22 protein-coding genes and 2 tRNA genes are annotated in these 21,982 nt (G+C 64.1%); 16 read left to right on the top strand and 8 right to left on the bottom strand.

The window, feature by feature from the left end:
• The first annotated feature begins 30 nt into the window (after nt 1-30).
• The 6 genes from scpA to A8V01_RS08365 all read left to right on the top strand — a co-directional run bounded on the left by scpA (nt 31) and on the right by A8V01_RS08365 (nt 6,854).
• The gene (gene scpA, locus A8V01_RS08390; protein ID WP_211294989.1) at nt 31-2,181 is read left to right on the top strand and encodes a methylmalonyl-CoA mutase; all 2,151 of its coding nucleotides are present in this window, start codon (nt 31-33) and stop codon (nt 2,179-2,181) included.
• A gap of 71 nt (nt 2,182-2,252) precedes the next feature.
• A complete protein-coding gene (gene bioB, locus A8V01_RS08385) occupies nt 2,253-3,305 on the top strand; it encodes a biotin synthase BioB (RefSeq protein WP_211294988.1) in 1,053 nt (350 codons plus the stop codon).
• 7 nt (nt 3,306-3,312) lie between these two features.
• Nucleotides 3,313-3,681, top strand: a complete 369-nt coding sequence (locus tag A8V01_RS08380; RefSeq protein WP_103095470.1) for a lysozyme inhibitor LprI family protein — start codon at nt 3,313-3,315, stop codon at nt 3,679-3,681.
• On the top strand, nt 3,681-5,702 hold the full coding sequence (locus tag A8V01_RS08375; protein ID WP_103095469.1) for an acetyl-CoA carboxylase biotin carboxylase subunit: 2,022 nt from the start codon (nt 3,681-3,683) through the stop codon (nt 5,700-5,702). Before A8V01_RS08380 ends, A8V01_RS08375 begins: the two co-directional genes overlap by 1 nt.
• A 1-nt stretch (nt 5,703) precedes the next feature.
• On the top strand, nt 5,704-6,075 hold the full coding sequence (locus tag A8V01_RS08370; protein WP_103095468.1) for a tRNA-binding protein: 372 nt from the start codon (nt 5,704-5,706) through the stop codon (nt 6,073-6,075).
• Nucleotides 6,075-6,854: a thioesterase family protein gene (locus A8V01_RS08365; RefSeq protein ID WP_103095467.1), complete on the top strand. Its 780-nt coding sequence runs from the start codon at nt 6,075-6,077 to the stop codon at nt 6,852-6,854. The genes A8V01_RS08370 and A8V01_RS08365 overlap by 1 nt, the downstream gene beginning before the upstream one ends.
• Nucleotides 6,855-6,856: 2 nt before the next feature.
• Here A8V01_RS08365 and A8V01_RS28555 read toward each other — a convergent pair whose 3' ends face one another.
• The 4 genes from A8V01_RS28555 to A8V01_RS08350 all read right to left on the bottom strand — a co-directional run bounded on the left by A8V01_RS28555 (nt 6,857) and on the right by A8V01_RS08350 (nt 10,509).
• Nucleotides 6,857-7,033 (bottom strand): hypothetical protein, encoded by a 177-nt coding sequence (locus A8V01_RS28555; RefSeq protein WP_170065881.1) that lies wholly within the window; start codon nt 7,031-7,033, stop codon nt 6,857-6,859.
• Nucleotides 7,033-8,415, bottom strand: a complete 1,383-nt coding sequence (locus tag A8V01_RS08360) for a peptide MFS transporter (RefSeq protein WP_103095466.1) — start codon at nt 8,413-8,415, stop codon at nt 7,033-7,035. The genes A8V01_RS28555 and A8V01_RS08360 overlap by 1 nt, the downstream gene beginning before the upstream one ends.
• Before the next feature lie 412 nt (nt 8,416-8,827).
• Entirely contained in the window at nt 8,828-9,934 is a 1,107-nt protein-coding gene (aroB, locus tag A8V01_RS08355) for a 3-dehydroquinate synthase (RefSeq protein ID WP_103095465.1), read from the bottom strand.
• Entirely contained in the window at nt 9,925-10,509 is a 585-nt protein-coding gene (locus A8V01_RS08350; protein WP_103095464.1) for a shikimate kinase, read from the bottom strand. Before A8V01_RS08350 ends, aroB begins: the two co-directional genes overlap by 10 nt.
• Nucleotides 10,510-10,566: 57 nt before the next feature.
• Here A8V01_RS08350 and A8V01_RS28550 point away from each other — a divergent pair, with 57 nt between their 5' ends.
• The 4 genes from A8V01_RS28550 (at nt 10,567) to A8V01_RS08335 (ending at nt 15,146) form a co-directional block, all read left to right on the top strand.
• Nucleotides 10,567-10,725: a hypothetical protein gene (locus tag A8V01_RS28550; RefSeq protein ID WP_170065880.1), complete on the top strand. Its 159-nt coding sequence runs from the start codon at nt 10,567-10,569 to the stop codon at nt 10,723-10,725.
• Nucleotides 10,722-12,626, top strand: coding sequence for a hypothetical protein (locus tag A8V01_RS08345; RefSeq protein WP_103095463.1), 1,905 nt, complete (start codon nt 10,722-10,724; stop codon nt 12,624-12,626). Before A8V01_RS28550 ends, A8V01_RS08345 begins: the two co-directional genes overlap by 4 nt.
• A gap of 23 nt (nt 12,627-12,649) precedes the next feature.
• Nucleotides 12,650-13,564, top strand: a complete 915-nt coding sequence (locus A8V01_RS08340) for a tyrosine recombinase (RefSeq protein ID WP_103095526.1) — start codon at nt 12,650-12,652, stop codon at nt 13,562-13,564.
• An 88-nt stretch (nt 13,565-13,652) separates the two neighbouring features.
• Complete coding sequence (locus tag A8V01_RS08335) at nt 13,653-15,146, top strand: M48 family metalloprotease (RefSeq protein WP_211294987.1); 1,494 nt, start codon at nt 13,653-13,655, stop codon at nt 15,144-15,146.
• Nucleotides 15,147-15,252: 106 nt separating this feature from the next.
• On the opposite strand, the gene A8V01_RS08330 is transcribed toward A8V01_RS08335, so the two are convergent.
• Nucleotides 15,253-15,426 (bottom strand): Flp family type IVb pilin, encoded by a 174-nt coding sequence (locus A8V01_RS08330; RefSeq protein WP_103095462.1) that lies wholly within the window; start codon nt 15,424-15,426, stop codon nt 15,253-15,255.
• Nucleotides 15,427-15,560: 134 nt separating this feature from the next.
• On the bottom strand, nt 15,561-15,749 hold the full coding sequence (locus tag A8V01_RS08325) for a Flp family type IVb pilin (RefSeq protein WP_103095461.1): 189 nt from the start codon (nt 15,747-15,749) through the stop codon (nt 15,561-15,563).
• 76 nt (nt 15,750-15,825) lie between these two features.
• Between A8V01_RS08325 and A8V01_RS08320 the strand changes: the two genes are divergently transcribed.
• The 3 genes from A8V01_RS08320 to A8V01_RS08310 all read left to right on the top strand — a co-directional run bounded on the left by A8V01_RS08320 (nt 15,826) and on the right by A8V01_RS08310 (nt 16,561).
• Nucleotides 15,826-16,293, top strand: a complete 468-nt coding sequence (locus A8V01_RS08320) for a (deoxy)nucleoside triphosphate pyrophosphohydrolase (RefSeq protein WP_425437298.1) — start codon at nt 15,826-15,828, stop codon at nt 16,291-16,293.
• Between the two features lie 65 nt (nt 16,294-16,358).
• Nucleotides 16,359-16,435 (top strand) — tRNA-Arg (locus tag A8V01_RS08315).
• Nucleotides 16,436-16,484: 49 nt separating this feature from the next.
• Nucleotides 16,485-16,561, top strand: a tRNA-Arg gene (locus tag A8V01_RS08310).
• Nucleotides 16,562-16,670: 109 nt separating this feature from the next.
• Here A8V01_RS08310 and A8V01_RS08305 read toward each other — a convergent pair.
• Nucleotides 16,671-17,969: a chloride channel protein gene (locus tag A8V01_RS08305; RefSeq protein WP_245892387.1), complete on the bottom strand. Its 1,299-nt coding sequence runs from the start codon at nt 17,967-17,969 to the stop codon at nt 16,671-16,673.
• Nucleotides 17,970-18,155: 186 nt separating this feature from the next.
• The gene (locus A8V01_RS08300; protein WP_103095459.1) at nt 18,156-18,782 is read right to left on the bottom strand and encodes a hypothetical protein; all 627 of its coding nucleotides are present in this window, start codon (nt 18,780-18,782) and stop codon (nt 18,156-18,158) included.
• A gap of 569 nt (nt 18,783-19,351) precedes the next feature.
• Here A8V01_RS08300 and A8V01_RS08295 point away from each other — a divergent pair.
• From A8V01_RS08295 to A8V01_RS08285, 3 genes are read left to right on the top strand one after another with little or no spacing between them, the layout of a single operon-like run.
• Complete coding sequence (locus A8V01_RS08295; RefSeq protein ID WP_103095523.1) at nt 19,352-20,908, top strand: phospholipase D-like domain-containing protein; 1,557 nt, start codon at nt 19,352-19,354, stop codon at nt 20,906-20,908.
• Nucleotides 20,883-21,491 carry a GTP cyclohydrolase I FolE gene (folE, locus tag A8V01_RS08290; protein ID WP_103095458.1) on the top strand — a complete coding sequence of 203 codons (609 nt, stop codon included), beginning with the start codon at nt 20,883-20,885 and terminating at the stop codon, nt 21,489-21,491. The genes A8V01_RS08295 and folE overlap by 26 nt, the downstream gene beginning before the upstream one ends.
• A gap of 18 nt (nt 21,492-21,509) precedes the next feature.
• Complete coding sequence (locus A8V01_RS08285; protein WP_103095457.1) at nt 21,510-21,971, top strand: GFA family protein; 462 nt, start codon at nt 21,510-21,512, stop codon at nt 21,969-21,971.
• The last annotated feature ends 11 nt before the right edge of the window (nt 21,972-21,982 follow it).

Below are 21,982 nucleotides of genomic sequence, written 5' to 3'. Positions count from 1 at the left end.
AATGAGTGTGGGCCGGAAGGGATGCGGACAATGGCAGACATCAACGATTGGAAGGCAGCCGCCGACAAGGAGGTCAAGGGCAAGGACCTGACCTGGAACACGCCCGAGGGTATTGCGGTGAAGCCGCTCTACACTGCCGAGGACGTGACCGTCGATCCCGGCCTTCCCGGCTTCGCGCCGTTTACGCGCGGTGTGCGCGCATCGATGTATGCCGGCCGCCCCTGGACCATCCGCCAGTACGCAGGCTTCTCCACCGCCGAGGAATCGAACGCCTTCTATCGCCGCAACCTTGCGGCGGGCCAGAAGGGTCTTTCGGTCGCCTTCGACCTTGCCACCCATCGCGGTTACGACAGCGACCATCCGCGCGTCGTGGGTGACGTGGGCAAGGCCGGCGTCGCCATCGATTCCGTCGAGGACATGAAGATCCTGTTCGACGGCATCCCGCTCGACAAGATGTCGGTTTCCATGACGATGAACGGCGCGGTGATCCCGATCCTGGCCTTCTTCATCGTGGCGGGCGAAGAGCAGGGCGTCGATCGCAAGCTGCTCGACGGGACCATCCAGAACGACATCCTCAAGGAGTTCATGGTCCGCAACACCTACATTTACCCGCCAGAGCCGAGCATGCGGATCATCTCTGACATCTTCGGCTACACCAGCCGCGAGATGCCGAAGTTCAATTCGATTTCAATTTCCGGCTATCACATGCAGGAAGCCGGCGCGACGCAGGTGCAGGAACTGGCCTTCACCATCGCCGACGGCGCGGAATACGTGAAGTACGGCGTGGCATCGGGCCTCGATATCGACAAGTTTGCGGGCCGCCTGTCGTTCTTCTTCGCCATCGGCATGAACTTCTTCATGGAGATCGCCAAGCTGCGCGCCGCGCGCGTGCTGTGGCACCGGGTCATGACCGATCTGGGCGCCAAGGATGAACGGTCGAAGATGCTGCGCACCCACTGCCAGACTTCGGGCGTCAGCTTGCAGGAGCAGGACCCCTACAACAACGTCATCCGCACCACGATCGAGGCGATGGCATCGATGCTGGGCGGAACCCAGTCGTTGCACACGAACGCGCTGGATGAGGCGATCGCGCTGCCGACCGACTTCTCGGCCCGCATCGCCCGCAATACGCAGATCATCATCCAGGAAGAGACCGGCATGTGCAATGTCGTCGATCCGCTGGGTGGGTCCTACTACATCGAGGCGCTGACGCAGCAGCTGGTCGACCAGGCCTGGGAGATCATTGAGCGCGTGCAGGCCGAAGGCGGCATGGCCAAGGCCGTTGCTGCCGGCTGGCCCAAGGCGATGATCGAGACCGCCGCCGCCGCCCGTCAGGCCCGTGTGGACCGTGGCGACGACGTGATCGTCGGTGTCAACAAGTACCGCCTTGCCAGCGAAGACCTGCTGGAAACGCTCGAAGTGGACAACGCCAAGGTCCGCGAAGGCCAGATTGCCCGCATCAACAAGATGAAGGCGCAGCGTGACGAGGCTGCTTGCCAGGCCGCGCTCAAGGCCCTGCGCGACGGTGCTGCGGCGCCCGCCAGCATAGAGAACAACCTGCTCGCGCTCGCCGTCGAATGCGCCCGTGCCCGGGCGACGCTGGGCGAGATCAGTTCGGCCATGGAGGACAGCTTCCAGCGTTATGGCACTCAGCCGACCCCGGTGAAGGGCGTCTATGCCGCGCCCTACGAAGGCGATAGCCGCTGGCAGCAAGTGCTGGATGGTGTGCAGGCGGTGGAGCGCCGTCTCGGCCGCAAGCCCAAGCTGCTGGTCGCCAAGATGGGGCAGGACGGCCATGATCGCGGCGCGAACGTGATCGCCTCGGCGTTCGGGGACATGGGGTTCGACGTCGTTTCCGGCCCGCTGTTCCAGACACCGGATGAAACGGTGGTGCTCGCGCTGGAAAACGAGGTCGACGTTGTCGGCGCATCCAGTCTCGCAGCGGGCCACAAGACATTGATCCCGGAGTTGATCCAGAAGCTGCGTGAAGCCGGGCGCAGCGATATCAAGGTCATTGCCGGCGGAGTCATTCCGCCGCAGGACTATGAGTATCTGCGCAACGCAGGCGTGCAGGGCATTTACGGTCCCGGCTCGAACGTGGTGGAGTGCGCGGCCGACGTGCTGCGGCTGCTCGGCCACAACATGCCGCCGCTCGGTTCCCATCTTGAGGCAGCTGAATGAGGCTGATGCTGGATCAGGGCTGCTCCTGCGCCTATGGGTGTGGTTTGGCTCTCGCCAGCTAAGGAATGACAATGACCGATACCGCCGCCATCATGCCCCGTAACGACTGGACCCGCGAGGAAATCGCGGCGCTTTTCGACCTGCCTTTCACTGAGCTGGTCTTCCGCGCTGCTGAGGTTCACCGCGCGAGCCATCCGGCGAATGAGGTTCAGCTTTCCACACTGCTCTCGATCAAGACTGGCGGGTGCGTGGAGGATTGCGGCTACTGCTCGCAGTCGGTTTCAGCGAACAGCGGCGTCAAGGCGACCAAGCTGATGGAAGTGCAGCAGGTGCTGCAGCGCGCGGCGCAGGCGGCGGATCAGGGCTCTACCCGCTTCTGCATGGGCGCTGCATGGCGCAATCCCAAGGACCGCGACATGCCCGCGATCATCGAGATGGTGAAGGGCGTGCGCGCCATGGGCATGGAAACCTGCATGACGCTGGGCATGCTGACGCCTGATCAGGCGGACATGCTCTCCGAGGCGGGTCTCGATTATTACAATCACAACATCGACACCTCGCCTGAGCGTTACGATCAGGTGATCACCACGCGCACGATGGACGACCGCCTCGATACGCTGTCGAACGTGCGCATGGCGGGCATCAACGTCTGCTCCGGCGGCATCGTCGGCATGGGCGAGACGCGCGCCGACCGCGTGGGCTTCGTCCATACGCTGGCGACGCTGCCCGATCACCCGCAGTCGGTGCCGGTCAATGCGCTGGTTCCTGTGAAGGGCACCGTGCTGGGCGACATGCTGGCCGACACCCCACTCGCCAAGATCGACGATGTGGAGTTCGTGCGCACCGTGGCCGTCGCGCGCATCACCATGCCGCAATCGATGGTTCGCCTCTCTGCGGGGCGCGAGTCCATGTCAGAGATGACGCAGGCGATGTGCTTCATGGCAGGCGCCAACTCGATCTTTACGGGCGACAAGCTGCTGACTGCGCCGAATGCGGGTGATGACAGCGATCTGGCGATGTTCGCGCGCCTTGGCATCAAGCCGATGGCCATCGAACTGACACCTGCACAAGTCGAAGCCCAGCGTATGCCCAAGGGCTGCGCCAAGCTGGAAGCGGCTGAGTGATCCACAAATGATCCTGCCGATCCTCCTCCTGGCCTCTGAGCCCGCGATCGATTGCGCTAACGCGATGACGCAGACGGACATGAACGTTTGCTCGTACCGCGAATTCCAATCTGCGGATCGGGTGATGAACGAGGTCTGGGGGAGGGCGGCAGCGGCGGCTAAGACCGCCGACAAGCAGGGCCCCGGCGGAAATTTCAATCGGCTGCTCGATGCGCAGCGCAAGTGGCTCGCCTATCGCGACGCCCAGTGCTTTGCAGAGAACGGTCCGCGTGAGGACAGCGGCACGATCTGGCCGCTTCAGCAGAACGGCTGCCTCAGGGAATTGACCGAAGCGCGCACGAAGCAGTTGCGCGGATACGTGGAGACGGGGAACTGATGTTCAAGAAAATCCTGATCGCAAACCGGGGCGAGATTGCCTGCCGTGTGATCAAGACCGCGCGCCGTATGGGTATCCAGACGGTGGCCGTCTATTCCGATGCCGACGCCCGCGCGCCTTTCGTGCAGATGGCTGACGAGGCGGTCCACATCGGCCCGGCACCCGCCGCGCAGTCCTATCTGATCGCGGACAAGATCATCGCCGCCTGCAAGCAGACCGGCGCCGAAGCGGTCCACCCCGGCTACGGCTTCCTGTCTGAGCGCACCTCGTTCGCAGAGGCGTTGGCGGCGGAAGGCATCGAGTTCATCGGCCCTCCCGTCGGTGCGATCGCCGCGATGGGTGACAAGATTGAATCCAAGAAGCTGGCCAAGGAAGCGGGCGTCAACGTCGTTCCCGGCTTCGTGGGGGAAATCGAGGATACAGAACACGCGGTCCGCATTTCCAACGAGATCGGCTATCCGGTGATGATGAAGGCCAGCGCGGGCGGCGGCGGCAAGGGCATGCGCCTTGCCTATACCGAACAGGACGTGCGCGAGGGCTTCGAGAGCGTTAAGCGCGAAGGTCTGAACTCCTTCGGCGACGACCGCGTCTTCATCGAGAAGTTCATCCTCAACCCGCGTCACATCGAGATTCAGATCCTCGGCGACAAGCACGGCAACATCCTCTACCTGAACGAGCGCGAATGCTCGATCCAGCGCCGCCATCAGAAGGTGGTCGAGGAAGCGCCGTCGCCGTTCGTCACGCCTGCGATGCGCAAGGCCATGGGAGAGCAATGCGTCGCTCTGTCGCGCGCGGTGGGATATTACTCGGCGGGTACGGTAGAACTGATCGTCTCGGGCGCAGATTCGACGGGCGAGAGCTTCTATTTCCTCGAAATGAACACCCGCCTGCAGGTGGAGCACCCCGTTACCGAGGCGATCACTGGCGTCGACCTCGTTGAGCAGATGATCCGCGTCGCCGCTGGTGAGAAGCTGGAGATGACGCAGGGCGGAGTGAAGATCGACGGCTGGGCCATCGAAAACCGCGTCTATGCCGAAGATCCCTATCGCGGCTTCCTGCCCTCGACGGGCCGCCTCGTGCGCTACAATCCGCCGGTCGAAGGCTGGACGGATGACGGTGCCGAGAACGGGCGCCGCGGCGTGGATGGTATCCGCGTCGACGACGGCGTCTACGAAGGTGGCGAAGTATCGATGTTCTACGATCCCATGATTGCCAAGTTGATCACCTGGGGCGAGACGCGCGATGAAGCGGCAGACAAGCAGATTGCTGCGCTTGACGCCTTCGAGATCGAGGGTCTTGGTCATAACATCGATTTCGTTTCGGCCATCATGCAGCACCCGCGGTTCCGCTCGGGCGAACTGACGACCGGCTTCATTGCCGAGGAATACCCTGAGGGCTTCACCGGCGCGCCTGCGTCGGGTGAACTAAAGGTGCAACTGGCTGCAGTTGCCGCCTTCGTAGCCACCGCGCGCGCCGATCGTTCACGCCGGGTCGAAGGCCAGCTTGGCGGGCCGCTCGATCCTCCGGGCGAGTGGACCGTGACTATCGACGGCAGCGTGTTCGCGGTGGAACTCGACGAAGATCTGCTGACCGTAAATGGCGACGAAGTCGAGCTTGAGCTGGAATACACGCCCGGGGATCGCTTCGTGGACGCGGAAGTCGATGGCGAACACCTGACGCTCAAGCTGGACGTTTCCCGCACCGGTTTTCGCATGACTACCCGCGGCGCGATCCATAAGGTGGACTGCCTGCCCGCGCACATTGCCGATTACACGAAGCACATGATCGAGAAGATTCCGCCGGATCTTTCGAAGTACCTGATCTGCCCGATGCCCGGTTTGCTAGTCTCTCTCAATGTGGGTGAGGGTGATAAGGTCGAGGCCGGTCAGCCGCTCGCCGTGGTCGAGGCGATGAAGATGGAAAACATCCTGCGCGCCGAGAAATCGGGCACGGTAAAATCCGTCAACGCCAAGGCGGGCGAAAGTCTGGCGGTGGACGCGATTATCCTCGAAATGGAGTGATATGCATCTCGATCACGACCCGTCAGCCCCCACTGGCGCAACCATAGGCTTCGATGATTTCCTTAAGGTAGACATCCGCATTGGAACTATCGTCGCCGCGGAAGTCTACGAGGGCGCGCGCAAGCCAAGTTACAAGCTGAGGATCGATTTCGGTCCGGGGATCGGAGAGAAGAAGAGCGTGGGTCAGGTGGCCGCGCTCTATTCTCCTGAGGAACTGGTTGGGCGGCAAGTTGCGGCAGTGGTGAACTTTCCTGTTCGGCAGATTGGCAAGGCCTTGTCCGAGGTGCTCACGCTTGGCTTTGCGGACGAAGAGGGGCGGGTCACGTTGTTCTCCCCCGATAAGCGCGTGCCTGACGGATCGAGGCTGTTCTGATGGATGGCTTCGGACAGATGCTTGCCGGGGCAGAGGCGATTGACGGCGGCTTCGCGCTGGAGATTGCGGAGCACTGGCTGCAAGGGCGCACCGCATATGGTGGTCTTACTTCGGCCATCGCATTGGCGGCCGCCAAAGGCGTTTGTGATAATCTTGCGCCGTTGCGTTCGGGGCAATTGTCGATGGTAGGTCCTTTGGCGGGCCGGATCGAAGCTAAGGCAAGGATACTGCGGCAGGGGCGCAACGCGACCTGGGTTTCCGCCGAACTGACCGCTGGCGGTATCGTCGGGTTTACCAGCACCTTCGTCTTCATGCGTCAGATCGAGAGTGTGCTTTCGATCGATCACCACCCGCTGCCTGACGGCCTCATCGCGCTGGATGACGCAAAGCCGGTACCGATGGATCATGCTCCGGCGTTCCTGCGAAATCATTTCGAAGCCCGGTTCGCCATGCCGAAGGAGGCCCTGGGGGAAGCGGATCTTGCATGGTGGGTGCGGGCGGGCGACAGGGAAAACCTTGATCCGGAGGTCGAAACCTTACTGTGCGGCGATGTTTTGCCGGTGGCGGTGTGGCCGTTGCTGGGCTTCAAGGTGCCGATTTCGTCGATGCAGTGGCATGTTAACATGCTAGGTGCAAAGCCTTCTGCAGACGGCTGGTGGCTGATCCGCTCGACCAGCAACCACGCGGCGCACGGCGGAGCGAGCGAGCATATCATGCAGTGGAATGCGGAAGGCGTTCCGGCAATTTCAGGGATGCAGTCGGTCGCGGTTTTCGGCTGATCTCAGCGGCTTCGGATGCCTTTTACGAAGGCGTAGGAACCGATACCGAAGAGCGTCAGGGCGAGTGCCAAGCCAACGCCGGCGCCCCATTTCGCTCCCTCGGCGCCGTCAAGAAAGCCGCCTGCCGCAAGTCCTAGCAAGGGTAGGACGATCAGCAGCAGGCAGCCGACGACAGGCATCAGGCAGCGGCCATCAATCGCTTTGCGAACAACAACTTGAACAAGGCGAAGCCAGCCAGTGCGACCGCTGCCGAGGCCATGTGAAGTAGCCAGAACTGCGTGGTGGGCATCGTCTGGAACAGCGTGCCGATCTTGCCGACAGCAAGGTTCGCGCCGAAGAACGACAGGTAATAGATGCCCACAATCGATGCATTCAGTGCTTTGGGGGCAAGCCGGGTGAACAGCGCAAGGCTGACCGGGAGCAGATGTGCAAAGCCGATCGAGTTTATGAGATGGAACATGACCGGCCAGAATAGTCCAATCTTCCCAGTGCCTTGAGTTGCTGCTGCCATGTACAGGCACGCTGCGCCGCCGACGATGAAGGCGCAGCCGAGGATCATCTTGCCCAGTTCGTCGGGTTCCTTGCCGGTGCGCTTGCCGACGAACGCCCAGAACGCAGCGACCGCCACCAGCATCGAGAAGCTGAGCGTGGCATCGATGGTGATCATCCAGCTTGTCGGCAGCGTCTCTCCCATGAAAGAGAGCTGGAACTGCTGGTCGGCCCAGACGAGATAAGCGTTGAAAATCTGTTGGTTGGTGAGCAGCGATACGCCCATGATCGGAACCAGTACAAGTACGGCGAGAAGGCGCGGGCCATCGCCCTTCTGGAACCGGGCGCGCGGCTCGGAAGACTTTGTGGCTTTGCCTTCGGCGGGGAGCCACGGCCTGGCATAAAGGTAGAGGAACAGACCAAGGACCATGACCACGCCAGCGCAGCCAAAGCCCCAATGCCAGCCCACTTTTTCTCCCAAAGTGCCGGAAACGAGCGGGGCTGCGATCACCGAAACGTTGATAAATATATAGAAAATCTGGAATGCCATCGCGCGGCGATTGTCGCCGGGCCGGTAGAGTTCGCCCACCTGACTGGCGATATTACCCTTGAACAGACCGACGCCGATGACCAGCGAGATGAGCGCGAGGAGGAAGGCGCCTTCGAACGCCATCAGGAAATGGCCGAGCGACATGATCACGCCACCTGCGATCAGGGCCGCGCGGCGACCGAGGAACAGGTCTGCCAGAATGCCGCCGAGGATAGGCGTCAGGTAGACTAACGCCGTGTAAAGTCCGAATATTTCGGACGCCAGCGGCTGGCCGGAAAGGCCGGGAAACAGGTGGGTGGTGACCCAGGCGAGGCCGATCACGCCCTCTTGCCGGCCGGGCACCAGCAGGTAGTTGACCATGTAGAGCGCCAGCAGCGTCTGCATCGAGTAATACGAGAAACGTTCGCACCCCTCAACCATACCAAGCAGACCTAAGCCTTTGGGATGGCCCAGAAAAGCGCGGTCATCGCGGGCCGCCTCCTCGGGGAAATCGAGTTCGGGTGTCGCTTCGGCTGCGGTCATCTTGGTCCCGTAATATTCTTGTGCGTGGGCGTAATCGCCGGTCGTGGGCGAGCAATGTCATGCCGATGTATCCGGGTCAAACTGAATGCGCGATGCATAGTAAAGGCGGCAGGCCGATCGACCTGCCGCCTCGCAACGCCCCGGGGGATTCGCACGGGGCGTCTTGGCCCCCCGGCCAGCGTGACAGCGCCTACTTCGTTGAAAGTACGTGCAATTCTATAACGTACCCGAGGCGGCAGCGATCCGTGCTTCGTCGCTGCGGGTGCACGAGGCGGCGCACAACCGACATGAGGCGGGGGGCACGCAACCGCACCTAGACGGCACCTAGGCGGCACACAACCGCACCTAGGCGGCACCTAGCAGCACCCAAAGGTGCCACAACAGCACGTGGCCGCGCTTCGTCAGCCCACTGTCAGCGCGCCAGTTCCTCGTCGAGAAATGTCGCGACATCTTCCAGCGAAACCTGCTTTTCGAGGTAGGTCTGGCCGATACCCTTCATCAGCAGGAAGGGCAGGGTGCCCGCGTCCATCTTCTTGTCGTGCAGCATGTGCTGCACCAGCACCGCACCGTTGCAATCGAGGCCCAGCGCCTTGAGGCTGGCAGGCAGGCCGATATCGCCGATATGCTGTGCCACATGTTCAGCGCTTGCGTGCGGCATCAGTCCGCGCCGGGCGGAGTAGCGCGCCGCCATCACCATGCCGAGGGCGACGCCTTCCCCGTGCAGCAGGCGCGAGGAGAATCCGGTTTCCGCTTCCAGCGCGTGGCCGAACGTGTGACCGAGGTTGAGCAGGGCGCGGCGGCCGGTCGTTTCGAATTCGTCTTCGGCCACGATGCGCGCTTTGGCGCCGACCGAGTGCGCGACGGCATATTCGCGAAGCGCACTGTCGCCCGCGATCATCGCGCCGGCATTGGCATCGCACCATGCGAAGAAGTCGGCATCATCGATCAGCCCGTACTTCACGACTTCGGCATAGCCCGCCAGAAGATCGCGCTGGGGGAGTGTTTCCAGCGCCGAAAGGTCGGCCAGCACCAGCGAGGGCTGGTGGAACGCGCCGACGAGGTTCTTGCCCGCCGGTGTGTTGATCGCGGTCTTGCCGCCGACGCTCGAATCGACTTGCGCAAGCAGCGTCGTGGGCACCTGGATGAAGTGGCAGCCGCGCTTCAGCACGGAGGCGCAGAAGCCCGTAAGGTCGCCAATCACACCGCCGCCAAGCGCGATGATGTGATCGCCGCGTTCCACTTCAAGGCCGAGCAGCCAGTTCACCGTTGCGGCAAGCTCGTCCCAGGACTTGGTCGCCTCGCCAGCAGGCAGGATGCGCCAGTGCGGTTCGTGGCCGCTGTCACGCAGGGACTTTTCGACGACCGCGCCCCACGCCGCATGAACGTTGACGTCGGTGACGATGGGCACGCCGCGCTTGCGCAGCTTGCCCCGGCAATTGGGGGCGAGTTCCGCCAGCAGCCCGGCGCCGACGCGCACTTCGTAAGGGCGACCGGCGATATCGACGGGGATCACAGCCATTGGGAAATTCCCTGAAGTACCTTGTTGATTGTCTGGACGTGCGGGCCGGCGCTGCTCAGCACGTGGATGGGGGCCTGCGAATAGTGCTGCGCACGTTCTTCGCGCAGGCGGCCGAGAATTTCGCGCGGGTTGCCATTGCGCAGCAGGGGGCGGTTTTCCTTGCGCGCGGTGCGTTCGACAAGGGTGTCGACCTCACTGTCGAGCCATACGGTGATCGCTTTTTCGAGGATCAGCGCGCGGGTTTCGGGGTTGACGAAGGCCCCGCCGCCCGTGGCGATGACGATGCGGCGCTTTGCCACTTCGCTGTCGGTGATGAGGCGCGCGATGACCCGGCGTTCACCGTCGCGGAAATAGTCTTCGCCGTATGTTTCGAAGATTTCCGGGATGGTCATCTGGGCAGATCGCTCGATCTCGTCGTCCGCATCGGCGAAGGGGCAATCGAGCAGCTGCGCGAGCCTTTTGCCCACGCTGGACTTGCCCACGCCCATCATGCCGACAAGCACGATGGGGCGGTGGATGCGGCGAGCGAGTGCCGCAATTTCCTGCGCGGAAAACCGGGTTTGTTGAACGTCCATTGCCCCATCGCCTATAGTTGCGCTAGGTCGCAGCGCAAGCATGGTGAAGGAAGCCGAGTGAACATCGTAAAGCGCAGGCGCCGTATAGCGTCGGCCGTTGCCATTCTCCTGCCGATCGCCGTCATCGGCCTTGGCATTGCCGCATGGAATGACGCGGGCGTTCAGCCGGTGGTGCAGCAGACCGTATCGGTTGCCGTGCCGGAGCTGCCCAAATGAGAGCGGTGAACCTGCTGGCCGGTGCGGCGCTGGCGCTCACTTCGGTATGGGCGGTGGCGCAGGAAGGCCCTGAATCCCTTCTGCCCAAGATGTTCGACGAACCAGCGCCCGCGCCTTCGCGCACGGCCGCTCCGCGTCCGCAGGCCCCGCGCACGCAGGCGCCTCGTCCTCAGGCATCCTCTTCCGCGCCTGCCGCAGCCGCCGCATCGGGGGCTCCGCGCCCCGCCGCCACGTCGACCCCGGTGGTACAGGCGGTTCCGACCGGCACGCCGGGCGCGATGCCGACGGAAATCGCGCAGGACGACGGCACCTTGCGCCGCATCCCCACCCTTGAAGAGCTTGAGCGCATGTCGCCCGAGGATTTCGAAGCGCTGCTGGGCGCCAAGGTGGTGATCGACATGCCGCCCGCCGCGCGCCGCTCTGCCGACGAGGCCGGAATGCTGGGCGCGGACGAGGGGGGGCTGCCGATGGCCTCGCTCGCTGGGCAGAACGGCAGCCTGATCCGTGTGGCGCTGCAAGGTAACCGGGGCCAGCTGGTTTCGCGCTGGGGGCACATCCTGCTGCGCCGCGCGCTGGCTTCGCGCCTCAATCCGCCCGCCGGGATGAGCGCGGCCGACTTCATGGCGATGCGCGTGGGCCTGCTGCTGCGCATGGGCGAAACCGATGCGGCGCGCGTGGTGCTGCAGGATCTCGACATCGCCGATTATACTCCCGCGTTCGGGCAGGTGGCGTTTGACGTCTATGCCCGTAATGCCGATTTTACCGGCATGTGCCCGGTCATGGCGACGCAAGGGTCGCTGCGTGACGATGCCGCGTGGAATACATCGCGCACGATCTGCGAGGCGTTTCGCGGCAACAGCACGGCGGCGATATCGAAGCTTGAGCGGGACCGGGTGCGCGGCAAGATGGACCAGATCGACCTGCTCCTCGCCCAGAAGTACGCCGGGGCGGCGGGCAAGGCGCGGCGCGCGGTGACGATCGAGTGGGACAAGGTCACCACGATGACGCCGTGGCGCTATGGCCTTGCCATCGGCACCGGGCTTGAGCCGCCGGCCGCGCTGATGGCGCAGGCGGGGCCTTCCTATGATTATGCAACCGCGCTGGCGCCGATGGTAGGGCTGGCGCGACGGGCTGCGGCGGCGGACCGCGCGGCGGCCACGGGGGTGCTGTCCAACGCGGCGATGGTCGATCTTTATTCGCAGATATTCGCCGATGCCGACGTGACCGGTGAATGGCAGGATCGCGCCGAATCCCTGCGCGATGCCTATACGCTGCAGGACCCGGCAGCGCGGCTGGCGGCAATGCAGACGCTGTGGAACGCCAAAGGATCGGCGCTCTATGCGCGCCAGGTGCTGACGGCGGCAGCGGCGGCGCGCATGGCGCCCAGCGCCGACATGGCAGAGGCTGCGCCTTCGCTGATCGCCTCGATGCTGGCCGCGGGATACGACGCCAATGCGCTGCGCTGGTCGAGCGTGGTCGAGGCCGGGTCGCGCGCGTGGGGTATGCTGATCCTTGCAGCGCCGGGACGCGTGGCGACGGTCGGCAGCTCGACGCTCAATACCTACGTCGATAACGACGACAGCACGCAGAAGCGCCGCTCGGCCTTCCTTGCCGCCGGGCTTGCCGGGCTGGAGCGCGTCGATCGCGCCGATGCAGAGCGGGTCGTGCGCGATGCCGGGATGGGGATGGGTGGCAGCACCCGCTGGACGCAGGCGATCGACCATGCCGCCAGTCGCGGCGACGAGGCCAGCGTGGCGCTGCTCGCGGCTTTCGGCATGCAGGGTGACAACTGGCAGCGCATGACGCCGCGCCACCTCTATCATATCGTTGCGGCGCTGCGGTCGGTCGGGCTCGACGCCGAAGCGCGGATGATCGCCGCCGAGGCGGTCGCGCGGGTCTGACAGGCGTGGCCGGGGCCGGAAGCGTGGGGAGCAGCGCGGCTGGCAGCGGGGCCGGAGCGGGCGACGATCTGGTCGAACGCTTCCTTGCCATGCTGGCGGCGGAGCGCGGTGCGGCGGCCAACACTCTTGCCGCCTATCGCCGCGATCTTGAGGCCGCGCGTCAGGCGCTGGGCGATGTCGCGGATGCCGACGCCGAAGCGCTGGAAGGGCTGGGCGCTGCATGGAGCACGCTGGCCGCATCCAGCCTTGCCCGGCGCTGTTCGGCGCTGCGCCAGTTCTACGGCTTTCTCATGGATGAGGGCCTGCGTGCCGACGATCCTTCCGGCGCGCTGCCGCGCCCGCGTCCACGCCGTCCCCTGCCGCGCCTTCTCAGCCATGAAGAGGTGGAGCGGTTTCTGGCGCAGGCGGATGAGGAAGCCGTCTGCGAACGGTCCGACGCGGTGCGATTGCTGGCGTTGCTCGAATTGCTTTACGGCTCCGGCCTGCGGGCGACCGAACTGGTTTCGCTGCCCGTGGCCGCTGTGCCGCGCGATGCGCCGTTCCTGCATATCACCGGCAAGGGTGGGCAGCAGCGCATGGTCCCGGTCAGCACGCGGGCCCGCGCCGTGCTTTCACGCTGGCTGGCGGTGCGAAAGGGTACGTCGAAATTCCTCTTCCCGTCGAGCGGGGAAAGCGGGCACCTGACGCGGGTGCGGCTGTTCCAGCTTTTGCGCGCGCTGGCGGGCAGGGCGGGGCTCGACCCTGAGCGCGTCTCGCCTCACGTGTTGCGCCACGCTTTTGCCACGCACCTTCTGGAAGGCGGCGCGGACTTGCGCGTGCTGCAGATGCTTTTGGGCCACGCGGATATCGCGACGACGCAGATCTACACGCATGTCGACAGTTCGCGGCTGGTTGAACTGGTCAATTCCCGTCACCCGCTGGCGACGGGGCGGATGTAGCCGGAATGGAACAAGGCCCACCTGCGACTCGTTGATCGCACGGGAAAGATTGCGGGTGGCGGCCCGTCGCACGGTAAAAGGGAGCGAGATGGTGTTGAACGTGAAGCGCGCGGCCGGGATCGGCACGGCAGTATCCGCGCTGGGGCTGCTGGTGGCTACAGCAGGGCCGTCGCGGCTTGAGGCGCAATCGTCGAAGGCGCCGCGCGTCTATGCGATCTCTGCGGCCGACAAGTCGCAAGGCGCCAAGGCCCACCCGGAACTTCTTGCGGAATTCGGCGGTGCGCTCACCGGCCCGCAGGCCAGCTATGTCGAGCAAGTGGGCAAGCGTATCGCGGTGCAGTCCGGCCTGTCCAACGCGACGGGGGACTTCACGGTTACGCTGCTCAATTCGCCGGTTAACAATGCCTTCGCGATCCCCGGCGGCTACGTCTACGTGACGCGCCAGCTGACCGCGCTGATGAACGACGAGGCGGAACTGGCGGGTGTGCTCGGCCACGAAGTCGGCCATGTCGCCGCGCGCCATTCCGCTCAGCGCCAGAAGGCCGCGCAGCGCAACCAGATCCTAGGCGTTCTGGGTTCCGTGCTGGCCGGCGCGGTGCTGGGCGACAATGCCTTTGGTGATTTCGGGCAGAAGCTGTTTTCGCAAGGATCGCAGCTGCTTACGCTGAAATTCTCACGCTCGCAGGAACTGCAGGCGGACCAGCTGGGCATCACGTATCTAAAGCGCGCCGGTTACGATCCGCGCGCGATGTCGAGCGTGCTGGAAAGCCTGGCGCGGCAGAATGCGCTTGAGGCGCAACTGCGCGGGTCCAGCAACCAGACGCCGGAATGGGCCTCGACTCACCCCGATCCCGCTTCGCGCGTGCGATCGGCACTGACGTACGCGGGCAATTCTGCTGCGGGGGCGACGAATCGGGACACGTTCCTGACGCGGATCGATGGCTTGGTCTACGGTGACGATCCCAAGCAAGGCGTGGTCGACGGGCGCAAGTTCACCCATCCCACCCTGAGATTCGCGTTCGAGGCACCCGACGGCTTCTTCATGGTCAACGGCACGCAGGCGGTGTCGATCAGCGGGTCTTCGGGCAAGGCGCAGTTTTCGGGCGGCAAGCTGAACGGCACCCTTGATTCGTATATCACCAGCGTATTCGCGGGGCTGACCGAATCGAATCAGGCGCGAATCACGCCGTCCAGCATCCAGAAGACGACCGTGAACGGCATCCCCGCCGCTTATGGCGTGGCGCGGGTGCAGCAGCAGAGCGGCACGGTAGACGTCGTCGTCTTCGCCTACGATTTCGGGAACAGTCAGGCCTATCACTTCGTCACCCTGGCACAGGCGGGCGCGGCCGAAGTGTTCACGCCGATGTTCCGCTCGATTCGGCGCATCTCGGCGGCCGATGCAGGCACGGTGAAGCCGCGTCTGCTGCGGGTGGTCACTGTAAAGCAGGGCGACAGCGTGCGTTCGCTGGCGGCGCGGATGGCGTATACCGATGCGGCCGTGGACCGTTTCCTGGTGCTCAACGGCCTGCAGGCGAACGCCACGCTGACGCCGGGGCAGAAGGTGAAGATCGTAACCTACTGAGATCAGGCGCCGTATCGCCCCGATCGCGCAAATACGAAAGGGGCGGCAGGTTTCCCTGCCGCCCCTCGAAACACTGATGTGAAAGTACAGATCAAGTATTCGTATATTAGTTCACGCCCTTCGACATAGCCGACGAGGTCTTCGTGAAGGTGGTGACGAGCTGCGAGCCCATGCCCTGCATGGCGGCGATGGCGGCAACTGCGATCAGAGCGGCGATCAGGCCGTATTCGATGGCGGTCGCGCCCTGTTCGTTGCGGCGCAGCTTGGCGAGAAACTTCATGGTGGTCTCCTGATAAAGCAGTCTGTGTGTACCCGGTCCGCCTCGCTTCAGTCTCTCTTCTGCGCCTTGGACAATCTCTTTTTACCCTGCAATCGTTGATAAACGCTTAAGGCTGTTTGAGCCCCGTTTTCAGGCTAGTTTTTATTCGTCGCGGCGGAGGACTTCGTCGCTACGGTGTTCCACATAGATACGGTCTGGCTGGCCACGCCCTGCAGGGTGGCGAAGACAGCCAGCACGATGAAGGCGAGGATCATGCCGTATTCCACCGTGGACGCTCCGTCCCGGTTTTCGATGATCGTCTTGAGAAGGCGATGGAAGCGCATGGTCACCGTGCTAGTTCGCGCGAGGGCTGGCTGATCCCACGGCAGCGTTAATTAGGCATTAATTCAGGAGGCAGTGCTGGAAAGTTCACCGACACCCCTGCTCGTGGTCGCCGGCGCGCTCTTGCGTCAGGCTGACGGCGAGCGTTCCGGCAGCATTCTTATGCAGCAGCGCGATTTCACCGGGGTGCATGGCGGCCTATGGGAATTTCCCGGAGGCAAGCTGGAGCCGGGCGAGAGCCCCGAGGCCGCACTGGTTCGCGAACTGGAGGAGGAACTGGGCGTGACGATCGCGCCTGATGATCTGCAGGCGGTAGGCTTCGCCAGCGGGCGTACCGCATCGGTCGCCGAAGGCGGGAAGGGGATGCCGCGTCCGATAGTGATCCTTCTTTATATATGCAGGCGCTGGCAGGGCGAACCGCGCGCCCTGGAAGCGGCGGACGTGGCCTGGGTCTTGCCGGGTGCGATCGCGCAGCTTGCCATGCCGCCGCTGGACTACCCGCTGGCCGATGCTCTTGAGCGGTATTTGGGGGGTGTGGATAAATAATAGCCGCAAAGGGGCATATAGGCGTTGACCGAAGCCGATTCTCCTCCTAGTGGCAGCCCTCCAACGCGCCCGTAGCTCAGCTGGATAGAGCATCAGACTACGAATCTGAGGGTCGGACGTTCGAATCGTTCCGGGCGCGCCACTTTCCCTTTCGGGGGAAATCGTGGCTTTGGTTGGGTTGAAAATGGTATGCGCCCGTAGCTCAGCTGGATAGAGCATCAGACTACGAATCTGAGGGTCGGACGTTCGAATCGTTCCGGGCGCGCCACCATTCAAAACGAAAAACCCCGCCGAGATCCGGCGGGGTTTTTCGTTTTGGGTCATGCGGTTGCCGGCGACCTCGCAGGATGCGGGGGCGCCGGCAGGAGGATTGTGGGTCAGCCTTTCGCCACGAAGCCGCGTGACAGGCCGTGATAAAGCTTTTCGCGGCAAACCAGCGTGCTGGCGGTGTCTGCGATGATGGCAGTCAGGAACAGCGGCAGGATCATGCCCCGGCTGGCGGTCGTCTCCATGAGGATGATCACGGCGGTCAGCGGTGCGCGCACCACGCCGACGAAGTAGCCGGTCATGCCCAGCAGCACGACGGCAGGCATGGGGTCGCCTGCAAAGACATAGGACAGCAGTTCGCCAAAGCCCGCGCCGACCGATAGCGACGGCGCGAAGATGCCGCCCGGCGCGCCGGAGATCGCGGTTGCGGCGGTGGCGACGAACTTGGCCGGGCCGAACCACGGCGATGCGCTCTGTTGCCCCTCGATCATCAGGCGCGTGGTCTCGTAACCCGTGCCCCAGGTGGATCCGCCGGTGACGACGCCCAGCACTGCCACCACAAAGCCGCAGCCGAGCGCAGTGACCACCGGCCGCGCGCGCATGGTTGCCAGAAGCGGGTGTTCCGCGCGCGCGCAGGCCAGCAGCAGGCGCGAGAACAGCCCGCCCAGCACACCGCCGAGAATACCGGCGACGGGCGCGATCAGGACGACGGAATCGACTTCCAGCGTCTTTCGCATGGCGCCGAAGTAGACATAGTCGCCCGCGATGCCGAGGCTGACGAGGCCCGAGACGACGACCGCGCCCATCACCAGTACGGCCACTCGCTGCTCGAACGCGGCGGCCAGTTCCTCGATGGCGAAGGCGACGCCTGCCAGCGGGGTATTGAAGGCGGCGGCCACACCTGCCGCGCCACCCGCGATAAGGACGCCCGCAGTCATCGGCACGCGCAGTACCCGGTGGCAGGCGACCATGATCGCGGCGCTGACCTGTACGGTCGGGCCTTCGCGGCCAACCGATCCTCCGGCCAGCAGCATGATCACCGTCAGTATCAGCTTGGTGATCGCGGTGCGCATCTGCAGCAGCGGCGATCGGGCAAGTTCAAGGTTCTCGCCGGCCGCCATGACCTGCGGAATGCCCGATCCGCGCGCGGCGGGCGCCCAGCGCTGGGTAATATAGACCACCGCGGCGAAGATCGCGGGCGTCATGACCAGCGGCGCATAAGGATGAACGGCGGCGAATTCGCGGAACACTTTCTGCGCAGTGTCACCCGCCCAGGCAAAGGCGATGGCGATGAGGCCCAGCAGCACCGCGCCGCCGATCGTGGCGGCCCTGCGGCGCGCAAGGTCAAGCGAGGCGTCGATGCCGGGGACGGCCTTGAAGAAGGTCGTGAAGCGTTCCGAGATGGTCAATGCGGATCCCATGAGGTCTATGGGCGGCGCGCTTGTCGCGCGTCTGGACGGGCTGGCGCCGCTATTGCAACAGCCTGTTCGCGAATCGCAAGACCTTTTTGACCCGGATAAATAGAAAGGGCCGGGAGCGACATCGATCGCTCCCGGCCCTCGATCATCCTGCCGAAGCAGGATAAGCTTTCAGGCTTACTGGCCTTCAGGCGTGGTCGCGGCAGCTGCGCCACCCGCAGTCGCGGCGGCGTCTGCGCCCGGCTGGCCGGCGGCGGCCGACTGGGTCGCCTTGGCGAAGTCGGCAGCGGTCATGCCCAGGGCCAGCGAACCGTCGGCGCCGAGGCCGAGGTACGACTTCTTGAGCGCAGCCGAAGCACCGCCGCTGAGGGCCACAGTGACGTTGTCGCCTTCAACCTTGCTGACGGTGCCCAGAACGACGCCGTCACTGCTCTTGATCGGGGCATCGGCGACGATCGCGGCGTCCTTGGCAGCGGTGTTTTCTGCCTTGGCGCCGTTCACGGCCGATTCCAGTTCAGCCTTGGTCATGCCGATGGTGAGGCCCTTGTCGCGCATCACGAAGGCATTCTTGGGAAGGCCGGCGCGCGCGGTGCCGGTGGAGACGGTGACGATATCGCCCTGCACGGCCTCCACGGTGCCGACGTCGGCGCCGGTGGCGTCGAAGACCTTGGCGCCGGTGGTCGGATTGACCGCAGCGGTCGCCGACGCGGCGGGAGCGGCAGCCGGAGTGGCTGCCTGTGCCATCACGGCAGCGGGAGCGAAGGCGGCCGCAGCGATGGCGGCGGTGATGAGGGTTTTCTTCATGGCGTACTCCTTGTTTGCCGGACCGTGGGAGGACAAGTCCGGAACAAGCCCCCCTGAAGGGGCGAGAAATGCGGCCCGGCGAACCGGGCTTGGGTTACCCCGTCCGACTTGCGCCGGCCCCGCCGTGGCGAACACGCTCACGGCAGACGGGGTAAGGGACAGGTATAGTCAGCCAAATTCGACGCAGGGTGAACGGTTGCCGAAAGCCGGGGCGAATCGAGCCATTCGCGCGATGAGCCGGTCTGTCCTTGTGGAAAAATGCGGATTTCAGCCGTTCTGGCCACCGGCGTGAGCACTTGCAGTTGTCGATATGACTACCAGACGATCATTGCATGATGCGATTGGGCGAATCCCGACACTGGCGAAAACCGCGTGCATCACCATGCTGCGCCCAAGGCGCAGGGCATGGTCTGGCCCCTACGATACTTATGGCCAAGGCCCCGTGCGACGAACGCCGGGGCAGGGTGGGCGAAGTCCCTCCCCATGTTCACAAGTTGACATTCGCAGGGGAACTTTCCGGGGGCTGGGTGCTTGATGCGGCCGTGGTGGAAGCTCCTGCAGGATCGACGATGGAAGACCGGAATGACGGGGGTGTCTCGCCCTCGGTGTGGCGCTACGCCAAAGCCTCGCGCGCGCATGTGGTGGTGGACGCGGCGGATTACTTCGAGGCCATTCGCGAAACGATGGAGGGCGCGCGCCAGCGCATCTTCATGATCGGGTGGGACTTCGATTCCCGCATCCTGCTGACCTCGGGGCGACGCTGGTGGCAGCGCGGCCGCAAGCGCAAGTTCCCTGCACGGCTGGGCTCGTTCATGCTCTGGGTCGCGCGGCGCAATCCGCAGCTGGAAATCAAGCTGCTCAAGTGGAACGTCGCCATGCTCAAGTACCTGTTCCGGGGTACGATGCTTTTCGACGTAGTGCGCTGGGCGAAGCATCCGCGCATCGACTTCAAGTTCGATTCCGCTCATCCGGTCGGCTGCAGCCACCACCAGAAGATCGTGGTGATCGATGACAAGGTCGCGGCCTGTGGCGGCATCGACATGACGTCTGACCGCTGGGACACGCCTGACCACCTGCCGCACGACCCGCGCCGCAAGCGGCCGACGGGGCGGCTCTATGGCCCCTGGCACGACGTCACGATGATGATGGAGGGCGAAGTCGCCGCGACGCTGGGCCGTCTGGGGCGCGAGCGATGGAAAGTGGCCGGCGGCGAGGATCTCGCACCCTGCAGTCCGCGTGAAGGAACGCCATGGCCCGAAGGGCTGATGGCCGAATTCGAGAACGTCGAGATCGGCATCGCCCGTACCCGCGCGGAATACAACGACTGCCCCCAGGTCAACGAGATCGAGCAGCTTTTCGTCGAGCAGATCGCCCGCGTGAAGCGCTTCATGTATGCCGAAACGCAGTATTTCGCCTCACGCGCGATCGCGGAGGCCATTTGCAAGCGGCTGGCTGAGGACAATCCGCCCGAGTTCTTCATCGTCAATCCCGTCACCGCCGACGGCTGGCTGGAACAGAAGGCGATGGACACCGCACGCGTCGAACTGGTCGAGACGCTGCAGGCCGCGGACCCCAAGGGTGCTTTTCGCATCTTCACACCCTCCAATGCCGAAGGTGAGCCGATCTACGTCCATGCCAAGCTGACGATCATCGATGACGAAGTGCTGCGCGTGGGCTCAGCGAACATGAACAATCGATCGATGGGGCTGGACAGCGAATGTGACGTGTTCATCGACGTCACGCGGCCTGCCAATACCCACATCGATCCGGCCACGATCACCGAATTGCGCCTGCGCCTGCTGGCTGAGCACTGCGGTATCACCGAAGACGAAGTGGCCGCCGGGATCGAGGCGCACGGCTCGATGGCGGCGATGGTGGACGCGCTCAATCGCGATCGCGCCAAGGCCGGAGTGAAATATCTCGAACCCTTGCCCTTGAAGAACTTGTCGGAAGCTGAAAGAGCACTCGGCCAAAGCGGGGTGCTCGATCCGGAACGCCCCGGCGAAATGTTCGAGCCCATCGAGCGACGCGGGTTGTTCCGACGCAAAGGACACCTGATGCGTGTGCGCCTGATGAAGAAATTGAGAAGGAGCAAGCGGAATGAGCAGCCTGGTCGGTCCCGATGAGGACAACCCGCTCGGGAAGCCGAACGTGCCCGATAACGTTCAGGACGCCATTCGCACGCTGATCGAATGGGCGGGCGACGATCCGACGCGTGAAGGATTGATCGACACGCCAAAGCGCGTCGCGCGCGCATGGCTCGAATATTGCCAGGGGTATCAGGAAGATCCGGCGATTCATCTGTCGCGCATCTTCGAAGAAGTGGGCGGTTACGATGAGGTGGTGCTGCTGAAGGATATCCCCTTCCAGTCGCATTGCGAACACCACATGGCGCCGATCATCGGCAAGGCCGCGATCGCCTATCTTCCACGCAACCATGTCGTCGGCATCTCCAAGCTGGCGCGTGTGCTGCATGGCTTCGCGCGGCGGCTGCAGATTCAGGAACGCCTGACCGCCGAAGTGGCACAGTGCATCTGGGAACACCTCAAGCCGCAGGGCGTCGCCGTGGTGATCGAGGCGAACCACGCCTGCATGACGGCCCGCGGCGTGCGCACCCCCGGCGTGGGCATGATCACCAGCCGCATGATGGGCACTTTCCTGGAGGATGAACGTTCCCGCAAGGAAGTGCTCAGCCTGATGGGGTATTGAGCCGACCGGGAGGATGACATGGGCCAGGCGCAGGTTCTTGAGGGCGGTTGCCGCTGCTCGCGCCTGCGCTTTCGCCTCACCGCTCGGCCGCTGATCGAAGGACTTTGCCACTGCACGGGCTGCCAACGGATGACGGCCAGTGCATTCTCCACCACCATTGCCGTGCCGTTGCACGGGTTCGAGGTTGTCACCGGGGAAACCGAGATCGGCGGCCTTCACGGTGACGAGGCGCAGCATCACCACTGCGTCTGGTGCAAGTCCTGGGTATTCACCCGCGTCGATCCGGTGATGGGCTTCGTGAATGTGCGCGCAACCCTGCTCGACGATGGGCATGCCTTCATGCCCTATGTCGAGATGCAGGTGGCAGAGAAGCTGGGCTGGGTCGAAACGCGAGTGGAGCGGCGCTATGACCGCTTTCCCGCGCTTGAGGACTATCCACAGCTGATCGCGGATTACGCTGCGTGGCGGGGGCTGCAGTGAACATGCGAAAA

The organism is Novosphingobium guangzhouense (assembly GCF_002896965.1).
Lineage (GTDB): Bacteria > Pseudomonadota > Alphaproteobacteria > Sphingomonadales > Sphingomonadaceae > Novosphingobium > Novosphingobium guangzhouense.
Note: the sequence above shows the minus strand (reverse complement) of the source record. Positions and strands in the feature narration are given on the sequence as shown.

Bases quoted from the DNA above. Each gene is read 5' to 3' on its own strand.
- A8V01_RS08335 (WP_211294987.1), top strand. From the start codon at position 13,653: ATGGTGTTGAACGTGAAGCGCGCGGCCGGGATCGGCACGGCAGTATCC.
- aroB (WP_103095465.1), bottom strand. From the start codon at position 9,934: ATGGCTGTGATCCCCGTCGATATCGCCGGTCGCCCTTACGAAGTGCGC.
- A8V01_RS08325 (WP_103095461.1), bottom strand. From the start codon at position 15,749: ATGCGCTTCCATCGCCTTCTCAAGACGATCATCGAAAACCGGGACGGA.
- A8V01_RS08300 (WP_103095459.1), bottom strand. From the start codon at position 18,782: ATGAAGAAAACCCTCATCACCGCCGCCATCGCTGCGGCCGCCTTCGCT.
- scpA (WP_211294989.1), top strand. From the start codon at position 31: ATGGCAGACATCAACGATTGGAAGGCAGCCGCCGACAAGGAGGTCAAG.
- bioB (WP_211294988.1), top strand. From the start codon at position 2,253: ATGACCGATACCGCCGCCATCATGCCCCGTAACGACTGGACCCGCGAG.
- A8V01_RS08380 (WP_103095470.1), top strand. From the start codon at position 3,313: ATGATCCTGCCGATCCTCCTCCTGGCCTCTGAGCCCGCGATCGATTGC.
- A8V01_RS08360 (WP_103095466.1), bottom strand. From the start codon at position 8,415: ATGACCGCAGCCGAAGCGACACCCGAACTCGATTTCCCCGAGGAGGCG.
- A8V01_RS08285 (WP_103095457.1), top strand. From the start codon at position 21,510: ATGGGCCAGGCGCAGGTTCTTGAGGGCGGTTGCCGCTGCTCGCGCCTG.
- A8V01_RS08350 (WP_103095464.1), bottom strand. From the start codon at position 10,509: ATGGACGTTCAACAAACCCGGTTTTCCGCGCAGGAAATTGCGGCACTC.
- folE (WP_103095458.1), top strand. From the start codon at position 20,883: ATGAGCAGCCTGGTCGGTCCCGATGAGGACAACCCGCTCGGGAAGCCG.
- A8V01_RS08345 (WP_103095463.1), top strand. From the start codon at position 10,722: ATGAGAGCGGTGAACCTGCTGGCCGGTGCGGCGCTGGCGCTCACTTCG.
- A8V01_RS08295 (WP_103095523.1), top strand. From the start codon at position 19,352: ATGGAAGACCGGAATGACGGGGGTGTCTCGCCCTCGGTGTGGCGCTAC.
- A8V01_RS08370 (WP_103095468.1), top strand. From the start codon at position 5,704: ATGCATCTCGATCACGACCCGTCAGCCCCCACTGGCGCAACCATAGGC.
- A8V01_RS08375 (WP_103095469.1), top strand. From the start codon at position 3,681: ATGTTCAAGAAAATCCTGATCGCAAACCGGGGCGAGATTGCCTGCCGT.
- A8V01_RS28555 (WP_170065881.1), bottom strand. From the start codon at position 7,033: ATGCCTGTCGTCGGCTGCCTGCTGCTGATCGTCCTACCCTTGCTAGGA.
- A8V01_RS08330 (WP_103095462.1), bottom strand. From the start codon at position 15,426: ATGAAGTTTCTCGCCAAGCTGCGCCGCAACGAACAGGGCGCGACCGCC.
- A8V01_RS08365 (WP_103095467.1), top strand. From the start codon at position 6,075: ATGGATGGCTTCGGACAGATGCTTGCCGGGGCAGAGGCGATTGACGGC.